Source organism: Oribacterium sp. oral taxon 102, assembly GCF_013394775.1.
Lineage (GTDB): Bacteria > Bacillota > Clostridia > Lachnospirales > Lachnospiraceae > Oribacterium.
In genome coordinates this window covers 1,129,632-1,145,341 of sequence record NZ_JABXYT010000001.1, presented here as the reverse complement: position 1 = coordinate 1,145,341, position 15,710 = coordinate 1,129,632, and the positions used below count along the sequence as shown (strand labels likewise).

13 protein-coding genes and 1 other RNA gene are annotated in these 15,710 nt (G+C 57.9%); 1 reads left to right on the top strand and 13 read right to left on the bottom strand.

Annotated elements, in window-relative coordinates:
- Window positions 1-101 precede the first annotated feature (101 nt).
- The 4 genes from HW273_RS05235 to HW273_RS05220 form a co-directional block, all read right to left on the bottom strand.
- Entirely contained in the window at window positions 102-755 is a 654-nt protein-coding gene (locus tag HW273_RS05235) for a cupin domain-containing protein (protein ID WP_179010774.1), read from the bottom strand.
- A 14-nt stretch (window positions 756-769) separates the two neighbouring features.
- On the bottom strand, window positions 770-1,456 hold the full coding sequence (locus HW273_RS05230; RefSeq protein ID WP_179010773.1) for a DUF2249 domain-containing protein: 687 nt from the start codon (window positions 1,454-1,456) through the stop codon (window positions 770-772).
- Window positions 1,457-1,815: 359 nt separating this feature from the next.
- Window positions 1,816-3,231 carry a glucuronate isomerase gene (gene uxaC / locus HW273_RS05225; RefSeq protein WP_179010772.1) on the bottom strand — a complete coding sequence of 472 codons (1,416 nt, stop codon included), beginning with the start codon at window positions 3,229-3,231 and terminating at the stop codon, window positions 1,816-1,818.
- A 58-nt stretch (window positions 3,232-3,289) separates the two neighbouring features.
- Entirely contained in the window at window positions 3,290-4,300 is a 1,011-nt protein-coding gene (locus tag HW273_RS05220; RefSeq protein WP_179010771.1) for a LacI family DNA-binding transcriptional regulator, read from the bottom strand.
- A gap of 112 nt (window positions 4,301-4,412) precedes the next feature.
- Between HW273_RS05220 and HW273_RS05215 the strand changes: the two genes are divergently transcribed.
- Window positions 4,413-5,444 carry a sugar kinase gene (locus HW273_RS05215; protein WP_179010770.1) on the top strand — a complete coding sequence of 344 codons (1,032 nt, stop codon included), beginning with the start codon at window positions 4,413-4,415 and terminating at the stop codon, window positions 5,442-5,444.
- 120 nt (window positions 5,445-5,564) lie between these two features.
- Here HW273_RS05215 and rnpB read toward each other — a convergent pair.
- The 9 genes from rnpB to HW273_RS05170 all read right to left on the bottom strand — a co-directional run bounded on the left by rnpB (window position 5,565) and on the right by HW273_RS05170 (window position 15,589).
- An RNA gene (gene rnpB, locus HW273_RS05210) (RNase P RNA component class A) lies at window positions 5,565-5,906 on the bottom strand.
- A 91-nt stretch (window positions 5,907-5,997) separates the two neighbouring features.
- A complete protein-coding gene (locus HW273_RS05205; protein WP_179010769.1) occupies window positions 5,998-6,909 on the bottom strand; it encodes an NAD(P)-dependent oxidoreductase in 912 nt (303 codons plus the stop codon).
- Window positions 6,910-7,077: 168 nt separating this feature from the next.
- Entirely contained in the window at window positions 7,078-7,872 is a 795-nt protein-coding gene (locus tag HW273_RS05200; RefSeq protein WP_179010768.1) for an aspartate dehydrogenase domain-containing protein, read from the bottom strand.
- Window positions 7,873-8,003: 131 nt separating this feature from the next.
- On the bottom strand, window positions 8,004-9,659 hold the full coding sequence (locus tag HW273_RS05195) for a nucleoside kinase (protein ID WP_179010767.1): 1,656 nt from the start codon (window positions 9,657-9,659) through the stop codon (window positions 8,004-8,006).
- Between the two features lie 40 nt (window positions 9,660-9,699).
- Complete coding sequence (locus tag HW273_RS05190; RefSeq protein WP_179010766.1) at window positions 9,700-10,488, bottom strand: Nif3-like dinuclear metal center hexameric protein; 789 nt, start codon at window positions 10,486-10,488, stop codon at window positions 9,700-9,702.
- Window positions 10,469-11,218: a tRNA (adenine(22)-N(1))-methyltransferase gene (locus HW273_RS05185; RefSeq protein WP_179010765.1), complete on the bottom strand. Its 750-nt coding sequence runs from the start codon at window positions 11,216-11,218 to the stop codon at window positions 10,469-10,471. Before HW273_RS05185 ends, HW273_RS05190 begins: the two co-directional genes overlap by 20 nt.
- A gap of 143 nt (window positions 11,219-11,361) precedes the next feature.
- A complete protein-coding gene (gene dnaG, locus HW273_RS05180) occupies window positions 11,362-13,113 on the bottom strand; it encodes a DNA primase (RefSeq protein ID WP_179010764.1) in 1,752 nt (583 codons plus the stop codon).
- 17 nt (window positions 13,114-13,130) lie between these two features.
- Entirely contained in the window at window positions 13,131-14,186 is a 1,056-nt protein-coding gene (locus HW273_RS05175; RefSeq protein WP_179010763.1) for a deoxyguanosinetriphosphate triphosphohydrolase, read from the bottom strand.
- A gap of 50 nt (window positions 14,187-14,236) precedes the next feature.
- Complete coding sequence (locus HW273_RS05170; RefSeq protein ID WP_179010762.1) at window positions 14,237-15,589, bottom strand: sodium-dependent transporter; 1,353 nt, start codon at window positions 15,587-15,589, stop codon at window positions 14,237-14,239.
- Window positions 15,590-15,710: the final 121 nt, after the last annotated feature.

Sequence of the window (15,710 nt, the reverse complement as noted above, 5' to 3'; positions counted from 1 at the left end):
TTCGGCTTTCCGCGCTTTCTATTTAGAGAGCGCCTATTCCGGGCAAAGAAAAGCCCCTCTGCCGTACAAATCTGTACGGCAGAGGGGCTCACGTCTTATATTTATTCCAGCGTCAGCAGCAGCGCCATCTTGAAGCGCTTCTCCGCCCTCACGGCATGACGTCCCGCCTTCGCGAAGCAGAAGCTTTCACCCGCATGGATCGGATAGTCCCTGCCCTCATAGCTTATGACCGCCTCCCCATCCAATGCGAAGACAAGCGCCTCTCCCGGCGCGGCATGCTCCGAGAGACTGCACCCTGCATCAAACGCCATCAGCACGAATTTCATTTTCTCGTTGTGAACTACGTCCATATTCACGATCCGCCCCTCCGCATAGGGCAGAAGCTCCGCCAGCTGAAATACCTCTCCTGCTCTTACCGCCTCATTCATTGCATCTTTCCTCCTTATCATAATCTCTGTATAAACAGCGCCGGACGCTGTACGCATTCCTACCGGCGCATCGCAGACGGTGAGAATCGCATCTCCCGGCGATAGCGGTACGCCGTCCCTGCCGCTCCCGTATATCTCCAGACTTCCCTCATTCATTAAGAGAAGCTTATGGAAAGGATAGATCTCTGCGCTGATATCCGTATTCTCTGCCAGTGAAAAGTAGCTGACGCAGTTTTCCCCGCCACAGATCTCCCGGGAGACCGTACAGCCCGGAATCGGCGCGTTGTCTCCCGCAATCGAAAAGACCTCTCCATGCTTTTCCCTCATTCCGCTTCCCTCTCTCACTGCACCCGGACATCCGGATTCTTCTCTCCGAATTTCTCCTTCAGCACTGCGGCGATTTCATCGCGCGGCTTCCCCTGCTTTTCCAGCTGCTTGATTGTCTTGTATGCGGCAAAGAGGGTAGAGGGACCGATCTCCGAGCTGAAATATCCGATGCCCTGATTCCACGCCAAAAGCTCAAATACATCGTCCAATGCCGCACTGTCCAGTCCGTGAATATACGCCTTCACCAGCTCCCTCGTTGCCTGGCGCATCCGTCCGGCTCCCACCGCATTGGTCAGGGAGAGCAGGAGCCGTGTCTCATACGGAAGGAAGCGCTTCTCATCATTCCAGGTCAGTTTCCAGAACTCCACCGCCAGCTTTCCCAGCCCCTCGTCGATCAGCGGCATGTTCGTGAGCGCCGCCGGACGCATCGGGATGTCCTTTTCCGCCTGCTTCTCCTCTCTCCGATAGAAGTAGGCATGGAACTCGGCATCTCCCGTCTGCTCGGTGTAATGCTCGAAGCCGAGCCCCTCCATCACCTCATAGAGAGGGATCGGATCGAAGCTCTGTATGATCTCCAGTCCCGCACCCGCCGGAAGTCCCATTGCCTGCGCCCGCAGCCCCGGGAAGAAATTTCCCTGTATGCCCCGCACATCGATCCTCTTAAAGTCCTTCGTCTTATTCCTCCAGTCCGTATAATGCATTATCATTCCTCCATTTTTACTGTATAAGTCCCCTGTCAGCGGCACGAAAGCTGCGAAGCAGCGGAGCGACGCGCAGGACTTACAGGATTGTTGGTGCCAAAGTTTTCGGCATGTGCATTTACAGTGTAAATCACGCTGCCCTTTGTTCCTGCGGAAATCATACTACAGCACTGGGGCTTTTTTTGTGACTTATGCAACATTTAAAAGCAGACAGCCCGAAGCCAGACTCCGGACTGTCTGCCAAGACAGCTTATTTCATGAAGCGCCGACGTTCCGTGCGCCCTTGGGACATCACACCCGCTGTCATGTGATTTCCCCCGATTGCACCATCGCATCCCCGAAAGGAGAGGAGACCTCGATCAATACTGCTTCAGCGCAAAGTCGAAGAACCTCGCCGCATTGTTATAGCAGATCCCCTTCACGATCTCCTGAAGCGCCTTTCTGTCATACGGATACTCCCCATTCTCTACCCAGCCGCCGATCAGGTTGCAGAGGATCCGGCGGAAATAGTCATGCCGCGTGTAGGAGAGGAAGGAACGGGAATCCGTCAGCATTCCGTTAAAGTTTCCCAGCGCGGAGAGGTTCGCATAGCTCGTCATCTGCTCGATCATCCCCTGCTTGTGGTCATTGAACCACCATGCGGAGCCCTGCGTCACGCGATTCAGAACCGGCGCCTTGCAGAAGCAGCCGATCAGCGTATTGATGGTCGCGTTGTCGTTCGGATTCAGCGAGTAGAGGATGGTCTTCGGGATCTCGTCCGTCGCAGAAAGCGTGTTCAGGAAGCCTGCCATCTGGTCTGCCGGTGCATGGTTGTCGATCGCGTCGAAGCCGGTATCCGCGCCGAGCTTGCCAAACATATCCGCATTGTTGTCCCTGATGCAGCCGAAATGGATCTGGAAGACCATGTTTCTCCTGTTGTACTCCCTCGCAAGGAAAAGCATCTCTGCGGTACGGTACTTCGCCGCCTCCTCCTCGCCAATGGTCTCCCCTGCGAACGCTCTCTTCACAATCGCATCCACCTCCGCCTCCGCTGCCGGAGCATACATCACATAACGGAGCGCATGATCCGTCACGATGCAGCCCATGGACTGGAAGAAGTCGAGACGGTTCTGCAGCGCTGCCTTCAGGGAGCCGAAGTCCTTCACCTCGATGCCGGACCGCTCGGAGAGCTGCCGTATATACGGCACGAAGGTCGGCTTATCGATATTGGTCACCTTGTCCGGACGCCATGCCGGGAGCACCTGCACGTCGAAGCTCTCATCCTCCGCGATCTTCCTGTGCCACTCCAGTGTGTCGATCGGGTCGTCCGTCGTGCAGATCAGCGTGACATTGGACGCCTTAATGAGATTCCGGACGGACATGGAGGGCTCCTTCAGCTTCGCATTACAGAGATCCCAGACCTCCTGCGCCGTGTCCCCGTTCAGATAGCCCTGATAGCCGAAATACTTGCGGAGCTCGAGATGAGACCAGTGATAGAGGGGATTCCCGATCAGCTTCGGCATGGTCTCCGCCCATTTCTGAAACTTCTCACGATCCGGCTTGTCACCGGTGATATACTCCTCCGGCACCCCGTTGGTTCGCATCTGCCGCCACTTGTAGTGATCGCCGCCCAGCCATACCTGGAAAATGTTGTCGAACTGCCTGTCCTCGGCAATCTCCTGCGGATTGATATGGCAGTGATAATCGAGGATCGGCGCATTCTCCGCGAAATCGCGGTACAGCTCCTTCGCCGTATCCGTGGCCAAAAGGAAATCCTTATCCATAAATGCCTTCATGTGATACCTCCCTGTAGAAAAAATATATTTGGTATAGATTGCGTTGCCATTGCCTGTATCAGAACCGTGTAGTCTCCCGTGCTACGATCCGCGGCCTAAGCACCGTGCATTTCGGCACCGTACTTTCCCCCTCTCCCGGATCAAGCAGCTTCATCAGAGAGCGAACCGTGCGGTCGCAGAGCTCCTTCAGCCTTGAGTCAATGCTGGTAAGCTCGGGGACGGTAGACTCTGCCAGAATCGAATTATTGAAGCTCACGATCGAGAGCTCCTCCGGAATCGAGAGCCCGCGCCGCAGCGCGAACTTCACCGCGCCGACACCTGTCGTATCCGAGCTGGTAATCACTGCATCGAAGGGTCTCTCCCGGTACTCCCGTTCCAGCGTCTCCGCGACATCCCGGTAATTCTTTCCGCTCTGCACCACGCGGAAGCTCGCAGAGCCGATCCCGCATTCCCGGCAGCCCGCAGAGAGTCCGGCGAGCTTGTTCCGCCCCGATAGGCTGTCGGAGGAATAGATATAGATAAACTCCCGGCAGCCGGAGCCGCAGAGCTTCCCCACTGCCTCCTTCGTGCCGTAGCCGTCGTCACAGACCGTCGCATAGACGTTCTCCGCTTCGATCGCGCCGTTGATCAGCATGATCGGAAAATGCTTCGCCGCCTCGATGATGTACTGGTTATTCCTTGGCTCGAGCTCAACGTACTTCGAGCCTGCCATAATGACTGCGTCCACCTGCTGGGAACGGAGCAGATCCAGCGATGCTTTCTTATTCTTAAGATCATAGCCCGTACAGCAGAGAATCGAATGATAGCCCTTCTTCCGGAGTGCGGTTTCCAGATAATAGATAGCATTCGCGAGATAAATGTCCGTGGAATCCGAGCACATGATGCCGATCGTCTTCATCGAGCCGCTGCCCAGCGCCCGCGCATAAGCGTTGGGACGGTAATTCGTCGCCTCAATCGCCGCCATGACCTTCTGCTTCGTCTTCTCGCTGACATTTCCCGCACCGTTCATGACGCGGGAGACGGAGGCAATGGAGACGCCTGCCGCCCTCGATATATCGTAGATATTCATAAAGAAACTCTTTTCTTCGCTCATGAAAGCGTTTACATTTTACTTGATTATAGCGGATGAATGGGGTAAAATCAACCTTAATCGTTTGGAAATCATCAGAGGAGGAGATAAAATGGAATTTCAGAATCGAAATTTCGATCTGGTAACTTTGGGGCAGCTCCTGCTGCGGCTTTCCCCTCCGGGCAACGAACGGATCGCCCGGTCGGACAGCTTCGAGAAGAATGTCGGCGGCGCAGAGCTGAATGTCGCCGTAGGTGCCGCGCTGCTGGGGCTGCATACCGGCGTGATCTCGAAGCTCCCGAGCCACGACCTCGGACAGTATATGCGCGCCACCATCCGTTCCTACGGCGTCTCCGATGACTACTTCCTCTATGATGACAGCCCCGAGGCGCGGGTCGGCATCTATATGTATGAGTACGGCGCATATCCTCGGAAGCCGCAGGTTATCTACGACCGCCGGCATTCGAGCTTCTTCTCCATCCGTCCGGAGGAGATCGATCCGAGGGTCTACACCGATACGAAGTGCTTCCACACCTCCGGCATCACGCTCGCGCTGAGTCCGGAGATCCGTGCAACCGCAATCGAAGCAATCAAGCGCTTTAAGGAGAACGGCACGCTCATTTCCTTCGATGTGAACTTCCGCGGAAACCTCTGGACCGGTGACGAAGCGCGGGAAACGATCCTGCAGATCCTCCCCTATGTAGACATCTTCTTCTGCTCCGAATCTACCGCGCGGCTGACCTTCCAAAAAGAGGGAAGCTGCCATGATATGATCAAAGAATTTACCAAGGAATTTCCGATCAAGTCGGTCTTCGCCACCCAGCGCACCGTCCACAGCCCGAAGCTGCATGACTTCAGCTCCCTCGCCTACTCCACGGAGGACGATCGCTATTACGAGGAAGCACCCTATCTGAATATCGACGTCGTGGATCGTATCGGCTCCGGTGATGCCTATATCTCCGGCGCGCTCTACGGGCTGATCTCCTCCGGCGGCGACGTCCGGCAGGCAGTCGTCTACGGCAATGCGGCCTCCGCCATGAAGAATACCATCCCGGGAGACCTGCCGCAGTCCGATCTGAGGGAGATCAATGCCGTCATCAAGGATCACTATTCCACCGGCTTCCGGTCGGAGATGAACAGATAGACCATTTGGACAATCCTCTTATCTGCACCCGGCTCTCAAGGTCTGAAAAAAAATAATGGCAGATGATAAAACACAGCAATGCGCCCCACTGCGGTCAAGCCGCGGGGGCGCATTGCTGTAAAAACGAGTGCCGCTGTAAGCCGGGTTATGTAATCGATGGTCATCTATCTAGGACGCACGTCGCCATGCGCCTCCAGCAACCTACCCGAGAGCGGACGAGCAGCCCTGTGCTCTCTGTTTGGTCTTGCTTCGAATGGGGTTTACACAGCGTTCCCTGTTGCCAGAGAACCGGTAGTCTCTTACACTGCCTTTGCACCCTTACCGTTTCCGGCGGTTCTTTTCTGTTGCACTGTCCTGTGAGTCGCCTCAACCTGACGTTATCAGGCATCCTGCTCTGTGAAGCCCGGACTTTCCTCTCCCGGACGCTCTCGCGATTCCGGCAGCGACCATCCGCGATACTCGATGATGTATCTTATTACAAAAATACCGGAGCGTCAAGGTCATCCGTTGTAAAGCCGGATAAACGCCGGAGCTTTGCTTCACTTCCGGCGTATCACGCCGTCCCTTCTCCCAGATACTTCCGGATATTCCGCAGCACCTTTTCGCTCAGGAGCCGGTACGCCTGCTCGGTCATCCCGGCGCTTTGCCGCATGCAGTATACATTTTCATACTCCAGAAGCTCCGCCGCATCCTCGCCAAGTGCCGCTTCCGTATCCGTGCAGAGAATATTTTCCCGCTTCTGAAGCCACGTCCGAAGAGGCCCCGCCTCCGCCGCAGGTCCGATAGAGGTGTTGAACATGATCTTCCCGTTTCCCAATGCGGCGAACTCCGCCTCGTGAAGCAGGATCACATTTTTATTCAAGGCGGTGATGACCACCTCCGCTTCGGAAAGCAGCTCGCGAAGCGGCTCGTAGTGCATCCCCTCCGCCTCTCTCTCCGGCTTCCTGCTCCGGGCAAAATAACGGATCTCCGCTCCCAGATGCCGAAGCGCCTGCGCCGTCATAGTGCCGGAGGCTCCCAGCCCTACGAAGCCGACCCGAAGTCCGGTAAGCTCCCGAGGCAGGCTGTAGCGCATTCTCCCATCATAGCCATGCAGCAGCTTCACGAGCTGGTAGATCACATATTCTGTCACCCCATGATCGCCGTAATCCCGAATCCCATTCACCGTGATGCCGCGGGATCGGGCATAGGGAATGTCCACGTTGGCGCTCTCCTCCGAATAGAGGCTGCAGCACATCCCTACATAGCGAAGTTGCGGCACCCTCTCCATCACAGCTCGCCGAAGCTGGGAATTCGCACTCAGCAGCACAGCGTCCGCATCCCCGATCCGCCGGAAAATCTCCTCCTCCGACCTGGGAATGTCCTCAAAAAACACCACCTCCTCCGCATAACGCCGGAGCTGTTCCCGTGCCTCCGGAATCAGCGCCACTTTATCGATCGAAACCAGTTTTCTGAATTTTTGCATATCGTACCTCTCTGCCTCCTATTCCCTGATGCCGCCCTTCCCGTTCTGCTTTCCTCCCAGGCAGTACCCCATTCAGGCTTATGACTTCCCAAGTCCCTGATATGCCTGACGGAAGCAGGCTCCCATCCTATCAGACATAAAACGCTGCTGCCTGCCGGAGCGGTCCTATCAGAAAAAGCTTACCGGAGAATGCAGATCCCGGAGCAGAGACACGATGGACCAGCCTGCGATCGCAGCGTTCTCGGAGTAAACCTGCGATACCACCCGGATCCCCGGGAGCTCCGCCGTGATCGTATGCTCGTCTCCCACGAAGCCCGGAACCGCGGTAATCCTCGCACTCGCCCGTTCCGGTCCCACCGTCGCGAGGGACTGTGCCACCGCGACATTCACCTTCGCCGGCAGGAGGGCGATCGCCTCCTTACAGCTTCCGGAAAATGCGAGCTGCTCCTCTGTCTCCAGCTCCGGACGGTATACCGGCGTATTACGAAGCGATGCCGGCCCCTTTCTGGTAGAAATCCCGGCGCGAAGCGTCCTGCCCTCCGCCTCCGCCATCAGGGCTGCGGTGCGCAGGACGTCGAAGCCCCCCACCGCTCCGTGGGGGATATACAGCTTCGCGCCGCTTCTCTCCGCTGCAGATCGGGCTCTCTCATAGAGCGCCCGATCTGCGAATGCACCGATGGACAGCGGAATGAAGGATATGCCCGCCTCCAAAATCGGAACGCAGTATTCCCGCACCGTCTCCACCGATGCCGTCTCAATCACGAAATCCGGCTTCGCCCCCAGCAGCTCCGCAAGCCCCTCTGCCGCAGCTCCGCCGGCTCTCCGACACAGCGCCTCCGCAGATTCCCGCCTGCGGCTCATGGCCGCTGCCATTTCATAGCCCGGAAGCAGCCCCTTCTCCATCGCCTCCGCTATGATCTCTCCCAAATATCCGCAGCCGATCAAGGCTATCCTTCGCTTCATATCTCTACCTCCTGTCTCTTTATTACGCCTGTTCTCCCCGTCTTTACCGCCGATCCGACCGTCTCTATTCTCCTATGCCGACATGCTTTTTCCCTGTCCCGCCTCTCGCTCCGGCAGGAGAAGCTCTTCCGTCAACCCACGTCCAGACAGCTCCCGCCGATGAATTCCCGCAGGATGGAGTTCTGCGGGATCAGCTCCGGACTGATCGGCAGCACATAATCAAGGAATTTCAGGAGCCGCTTCGCCTCCTGATATGCCGGAGAGCTCTCGGGGATCTGAAAGAGCAGCGGCTGTGCGAAGATCTTCACCACCGGCAGCTCATAGAGCATCGCGGAATTCACCATCACGTCCGCCCGCTCCTGATACGGGAAGATATTTCTGTCCTCGCCTTTCCGAACATTCGTCCACATCGTGATCGTATCCTCTGCGCTGTAGCCTCTCGTCCGATTATCCCGTACCATTCGGCGGAGCAGTCGTCCGTCCGTGCTCGGAATCCGGTTATGCGCGTCGGCATTAAGCTGGGTCAGCGCCGAAATATAGATCCGGAACTTCATCTCCTCCGGCAGTCCCTCCGACATTTTCTCATTCAGACAATGAATGCCCTCGATCACGAGGATGTCCTCCCTGCCGAGCGTGAGATAGTCTCCCTTGTACTCCCGTTCCCCAAGGAAGAAATTGTAGCGCGGCAGCTGTACCCGTTCCCCGCGAAGCAGCGCACCCATATCCTCATTGAACTTCGGGAGATCCACACACTCTATCGACTCGAAGTCGTAATTCCCCTCCTCGTCCCGCGGCGCGTGGACCCGGTCACGGAAATAATTGTCCACAGAGATCGCATTCGGCTTCAGCCCGAGCGCCTGAAGCTGGATCGACAGCCGCTTGCTGAAGCTGGTCTTGCCGGAGGAGGAGGGGCCCGCGATCAGCACGATTTTCTTCTTCCCCTCTGCGATCTGCATCGCGATGTTGCCGATATTCTTCTCAAAGATCGCCTCCTGCATCAGGATCAGGTGATCCGCCTCTCCCCGCACGATCATGTCGTTCAGGCTGCCGATATCGCCCACGCTGACCCGGTTCGCCCAGTCCGCTGAATCCTTCTGCACCCTGTAGAGCTTGTCCATCGGCTTGAATTCCGGAAGCCTGTCCGGCGCCTGCTGCGTCGGGAGCAGGAGGATGAAGCCGTCCCCGTAGGGGAGCAGATCGAAGAGCGTCACATAGCTCGTGTCCATCACCATCGCGCCGTAGAAATAGTCCTGATAGTCCCCGAGCGAATAGAGGTTCACACGGGATGTCATGCGGTAGCGGAGAAGCCGCTCCTTCGACCTCATGCCGGTTTCGCGAAAGAAGCGCACCGCTTCATAGGTCGAGACAGAGCGCTTCCGGAGCGGGAGCGCCTGCTCTTTGTACTCCAGCATCTTCGCCTTGACCCTCCGGAGCAGCTGCTCGTCCGGTCGGATATCTCCCTTGAGATAACAGTAGAAGCCCCCGCCGAGCGTATAGTCCACGATCACATCGAAGCCTGCCTCCGTGCCGCAAAGCGCGCGGAATGCCTTCAGCATCAGGAAGATCGCCGAACGCTGATAGGTCATGATCCCGCTCTTGTCCCGCATGGTCAGGAAACACACCTCCGCATCATGTCCCGGGCACCGCTTATGCAGCTCATAGAGCTTCGGCCCGTATTGCACGAGCAGTATGCGATCCGGGTAATCCGGCTGGAAACGCTCCGCAACCTCCCTCCAGTTACAGTCCTCACGAAACTCCTCCGTCCTGTCTCCTGCCGTCACCCTCATGCCTCTCTCCTCTCTTCTCTCACCTTGTCTCTTTTCCGTCCTATACAAGCTCCGCCGGAAAATGCGTTTCTTCTGTGAAAAGCTCCAGCCCGGGGAAGCGCTCCCGCAGAAATCCCGCCATGTACGGGACGAAGAGCTGCTCCAGCCCATAATGTCCCGCATCGATCAGACTGATCCCTTCCTCCAGATAATCCAGCCCCTCGTGATGCCCCATATCGCCGCTCAGAAAAACGTCCGCATGACTCCTAAGTACTGCGGCGAACTGCCCACGCCCGGATCCCGGACAGCAGGCGATGCGGCGAATACGCCTCCCCGCGTCATAGAACTGTACAAACGGCAGTCCGAAGCGCTCCTTCACGAGAGCGGCGAGCTCCCGGCAGCTCCTCTCCTCCGGAAGCTCTGCCACGAAGCCGATACCGAAGCCCTGCTGCGGAAAATGGCTCTCCTCCAGTACGGACAGCTTCCCGAGCCCCAGCCGCCTGCATACGAGGTCTCCCATCCCGCCCGGACAGCTGTCGAAGTTCGTATGGCTGCTGTACACAGAGAGATCTGCCCGCAGGAAGCGGAGAAGCTTCTCCCCCTGCCCGCTTTCGTCATTCAGCGCCTTGATCCCCCGGAAAATAACCGGATGATGCGTCAGCAGCAGCTCTGCTCCTGTCTCTATCGCCCGCTCCGCAACCTCCCTCGTCGCATCCAGTGCCACATAGACACGCGCTACCTCCCGCTCCGTCCTCCCGAGCAGCAGTCCCGGATTGTCCCATTCCTCCGCCGCCCCGAGCGGCGCCATCTCCTCCAGCGCACCTCTGATCTCACTGAGCTTCACTGCCATCCTCTGTCCTTTCCGGGAGCCCCTCTCCCACGCTGTCCGTCTCCGAACCATCTCCATAGCGGCGAAGTGCCTCGAGACAATAGCGGTACGCCTGCTGTACCTCCGGCTTTTCCGTCCGTTTCAGGATGCCCTCATAGCGCGCCTTCTCCGAAAGAAGATAAGTATAAAGCACGGAATCTCTCCGCATAAGGAGCTGCCGTCCGTAGCGAAGCTCCGCCTCGCTGTATGCCGCGCCCTCTGCTTCGCACCCCTCCTGCTCCCTGTCTCCCGCTCCCGCTATGAGAATCAGATAATATTTCCCGTCCTCTTCAAGAAGCGTCTCCGTTCGGATCCCGATGCCACGCCGCAGCAGAAAGCGCCGCACGCGCTCCGGCTCCGACTGGGGCGAAAGAACAAAATGGCGGAAGTCCGCCGTCCTCTCCTCGAGGATACGGCAGATCAGTGCGCCGCCCATCCCTGCGCAGATCACCGTTTCCGCCTCCCCTGCCGCGACCGGAGCGAGCCCGTCCCCGCGGCGAAGCTCGATCCGCTCTCCGAGTCCGGCGAGCTCCACATTCCTCCTTGCCTGCCGGAGCGGTCCCTCATGGATGTCGCAGGCGAGCACCCGCTCCGCCCGTCCCCGCCGCAGCAGCTCGATTGCCGTATAGGCATGGTCGCAGCCGATGTCACAGACACAGCGGGAGCGCGGTGTCTGTGAGACGATGCACTCCAGTCTCTTCGGTAAATTCATGCCTTCCCCCCTACCCTCTGCCCACATTCTTTTGTGCGCCGTCTGCAGCTTCATCGCCTTCCTCACCTGCGTTATGAACACCGCGGAAAATGTCAGCGAGAGGGATATCCGCTCAGGGCACAGCTTCCTGCCATGCCGGGCTGCTACAATTTCAGATTCTGCAGCTCCGACTGCTCCCGAAAAAGCTCTGTCAGCCGCCTGCCGTCCGTCTCTCCGGCGATCCGCGCATTCAAGGAATGCAGACAGATGTTCCGGATCACGTCCTCCAGCGCCCGCTTAAAGGCGAACTCATCGCTCTCTCCGGAGAGCAGATCACCGTTGAAAAGCGCAGCGACCTCCTCATAGACCGCATCCTCTCCCCGGAACTGATCGAGAATCCGATTCACCGGCAGCTGCTGATACACCAGTCCCAGCACTCTCCGGCAGGTTTCGTCCGAGAGATCCTCCTCCCGGATGTACTTCTTCACCAGCTCTATGATCTCCGGCTTTTCCGAAAGCCATGTGATGAGCTGCCGTTCGGACTTCTGTATCGCGGAGATCTGCTTTTTCCTCTCCCGATCGAAGCGCGCTGTTGTCCTGTACTGCGGCTCCAGAAGCGCGCTCTGTTGTGCGCCGCCTCTCTCCCGTACCAGCTGCCGGAGCCCGTCCGCATCGATCAGCTGCTCCCGGGCGACCGCGCGCAGATAGTTCTCCCGCTCCAGCTCCTGCGGGAAGCGGCTGAGCAGCATCGCAGCGAGCGCATTGCCATAGGCGGTCTGCCCTGCGGGATCCTGCAGATCGTAGCCCTGCTTCACTGCCTCTGCCTCCCAGAGAAAGGCATTCCTCGCATGATCGATCCGCTCCTGAAACTTCTCTGCGCCCATCGCCTTCAGGAACTCGTCCGGATCCTTGTACGGACGAAGCTCCAGTACCTTCGCCTCAATGCCGGCACTCCGCAGGATCGGGATCGCGCGCCGCGCCGCCTTCACGCCTGCCGCGTCGGAATCGTAGGTCAGCAGCACCTCATTCACATAGCGCTTCAGAAGCCGCGCCTGCTGCTCCGTGAACGCCGTCCCCAGAGACGCGACCGCGAAGCCGAAGCCCGCCTGATGCATACTGATAACGTCCATATAGCCCTCGCAGAGCAGGAAATGCTTCTCTCGGGAACGCTTCGCAAAGTTCAGCCCGAAGAGGTTCCGGGACTTGTCGAAGAGCCGTGTCTCCGGCGAATTCAGGTACTTCGGCTCCCCGTCCCCCATCACCCTGCCGCCGAAGCCGATCACACGGTTGTTGTAGTCCAGAATCGGAAACATCACGCGGTTAAAGAACTTGTCATAGACCCCCCTCTCGGAGAAGCTGAAGAACCCCGACTCCCGGAGCATCTCGTCCCGGAAGCCCTTTTCCCGAAGGAAGCGATAGAGCCCGTCCCGGCTCTGGTCGGCATAGCCCAGCCCCCAGTGTACGATCGTCTCCTCCCGGAGCGCCCGCTCCCGGAGATAGCGCATCCCGACGCTCCCTCTCGGAGAACGAAGACAGCGGTAATAGTACATCCCCGCAAGCCTGTTGATCTCCAGCAGCTGCCCGCGAAGATCGCTGTCCCGCCTCATATCGGGTGTCTCCGATGCCTCCGGAAGCCTGTAGCCGACCCGTTCCGCAAGCGTCTGCACCGCCTCCGAGAAGGTAATGTTTTCGTACTCCATCAGGAATTTGATGGCATCTCCGCCCTTGCCGCAGCCGAAGCAGTAGAAGATCTGCTTCCCCGGCGCCACCGAAAAGGAGGCGGTCTTCTCGCCGTGGAACGGGCAGAGCCCGAAATAATTCGCGCCCTTCTTTTTCAACGCCACATAGCTCCCCACGATATCCACGATATTGACCCTGGAGCGAAGCTCCTCCACCACCTCATCCGGATAATACAAGTTTCCCTCCCTGTTGCTTAATATTTACTCCAGCCTCTCGGCACATAGTATTCGAGAAATTTCTTCGTGCAGTAGTCGTCTGTCATTCCCGCGATATAGTCGCAGACTACTCTCTGTCTCGCCCGGAGACGCTCCCTTTCTGCTTCCTCCCCGCCCGCGGGGAGCGCCGTGAGATAATGCCGGAGCAACTCCCGGTACTCCGCCGTCATCTCCGCCGGATGCTCCATGTAGAAGCGGAACAGAAGCTCGATCACGCCCTTGACCTTCCACTCCTCCTCCTTCGCCTCTCCCCCGGTATAGACGTGCGTAAACATCCACCTCCGAAGTCCCTGCATGCTTCGCTCGATCTCTGTATCCATCCGGAGACAGGGCTTGTCGCGGGATGCGAAAATCACAGCACGGATCAGAGTATTCAGCCTCGCCTTGACGCTGTGTCCCAGTACGTCCGTAAACGCCGCCGGTATGTCCTCCTCTCGGAAGAGCCCGGCACGGATTGCATCATCGATATCATGATTCAGATAGGCGATCTTGTCCGCGAAGCGAACCGCCTGCCCCTCCAGCGTCTGCGGCTTTCCCGAGGTTCTGTGATTCCGTATCCCGTCCCGCACCTCCTTCGTCAGATTCAGTCCCCTGCCGTTCTTCTCCAGCACCTCGACCACCCTCACGCTGTGCTCCGCATGTGAAAAGCCGTCCATGCAGAGCGCATGCAGTACCCGCTCGCCGGCGTGTCCGAAGGGCGTATGCCCGATGTCATGACCGAGCGCGACCGCCTCGGTCAGATCCTCGTTCAGACGGAGAGACTTCGCGAAGGTTCTCGCGATCTGACTAACCTCCAGCGTATGTGTCAGACGCGTCCGGTAATGATCGCCCTCCGGCGCGATGAAGACCTGCGTCTTGTGCTTCAGCCTCCGGAATGCCTTGCAATGCAGAATCCGGTCCCGGTCTCTCTGATAGACGGTGCGAATGTCGTCCTGCGGCTCCTCCCGGTCTCTCCCCTGTGACTCTGCAGAGAGCGCCGCATAAGGGGAAAGGTTTCTCCTCTCCAGCTCCTCCAGTTCCTCACGAATATTCATTCTCGCTCCTCGCTCTCCCGGGACAGAAGCCCGCTTCGGGGAATCGTGTCCTACAGCAGTCCCTGTATGAAAATAATCAGGATCAATGCAGGCAGTATGAAAAGGAAGTAGGGCTTCAGCCAGCGCGGCATCCGAAAGCCCGCTCCGCGGTTGCACTCCGCGAGGTAGTTCTCGAAGCCCCAGCCGAAGCGGCTCACGCAGAACAGCAGATAGACCAGCGAGCCACCCGGGAGCAGGAGATTGCTCACGAGAAAGTCCTCCGTCTCCAGCACATCCCGTCCGCCCAGCAGACGAAAGTTATTCCAGAGATTATAGCCCAGCACACAGGGCAGGCTCGCCAGAAGGAGGAAGAGGCAGTTCAGCAGCACCGCCTTTTTTCGATACCAGCCGAAATTCTCCAGACTGGTGGCGAGCAGGTTCTCGAAGACTGCGATAACCGTAGAGAAGCTCGCGAAGCTCATAAAAAGGAAGAACAGTGTCCCCCAGAGCCTCCCTCCCGGCATATTGACGAAGACGCTCGGCAGCGTCATGAAAATCAAAGAGGGACCGGAGTCCGGCTCCACCTGAAAGCTGAAGCACGCAGGAAAGATAATCAGTCCTGCCACAATCGCCACGAAGGTGTCCAGCAGGGCAATCGTGACCGCCTCCTTCCCCAGCGTATGCTTATCCGACATATAGCTCCCGAAGATCTCCATCGCCGCGACACCGAGGCTCAGGGTAAAGAAGGACTGGTTCATCGCTGCGCTGATCACATGACCGAGCCCGATGCTCCGCACCCTCTCCAGACTCGGGAGCAGATAGAAGGCTGCCCCCGCGGCGGCACCCGGCAGCAGCAGACTGTGCACCGCGAGCACGACGATCAATCCCAGAAGGCAGAGCATCATCCAGGTGGATACCTTCTCCAGCCCCTTCTGCAGCCCCATAGAGCAGACCAGGAAGCCTCCGATCACAACCACCGCCATGCAGAGCGTCATCTCCTCCGGTCTCGCCAGCATCTCCGTAAAGACAGTCCCCACATTCTCCGTCGCCATTCCTTCAAAGGTGCCGAAGGCAAACTTGAAGAAATAGGACAGCATCCAGCCGGAGACGGTAGTGTAGTACATCATCAGCAGATAGCAGCCCAGTATGCAGAACCAGCCGTGAATATGCCAGCAGCTCCCCTTCGGCTCCAGCGCCTCATACGCCTGCACCACGCTCCTGCGGCTCGCCCTGCCAACCGCGAGCTCCATCGTAAGTACCGGCACTCCCATCAGCAACAGAAACAGAAGATAAAAGAAAACGAAAATTCCCCCGCCGTTCTGTCCGACCAGATACGGAAACCTCCACACATTGCCGATTCCGATTGCGCATCCCGCGCTCACCAGAATGAATCCGATTCTGGATTGAAAGCCCTCTCTCCCCATCCCTCTACGCTCTTCCTTTCATCTATGATTGAACAGAAGTTTATCATATTTTCGAAGAAAAAGCACTAAAACGCAGGAGAACCCAGCTAAAAAAGGAGATTTCCCACATTTCTGCGAAAAA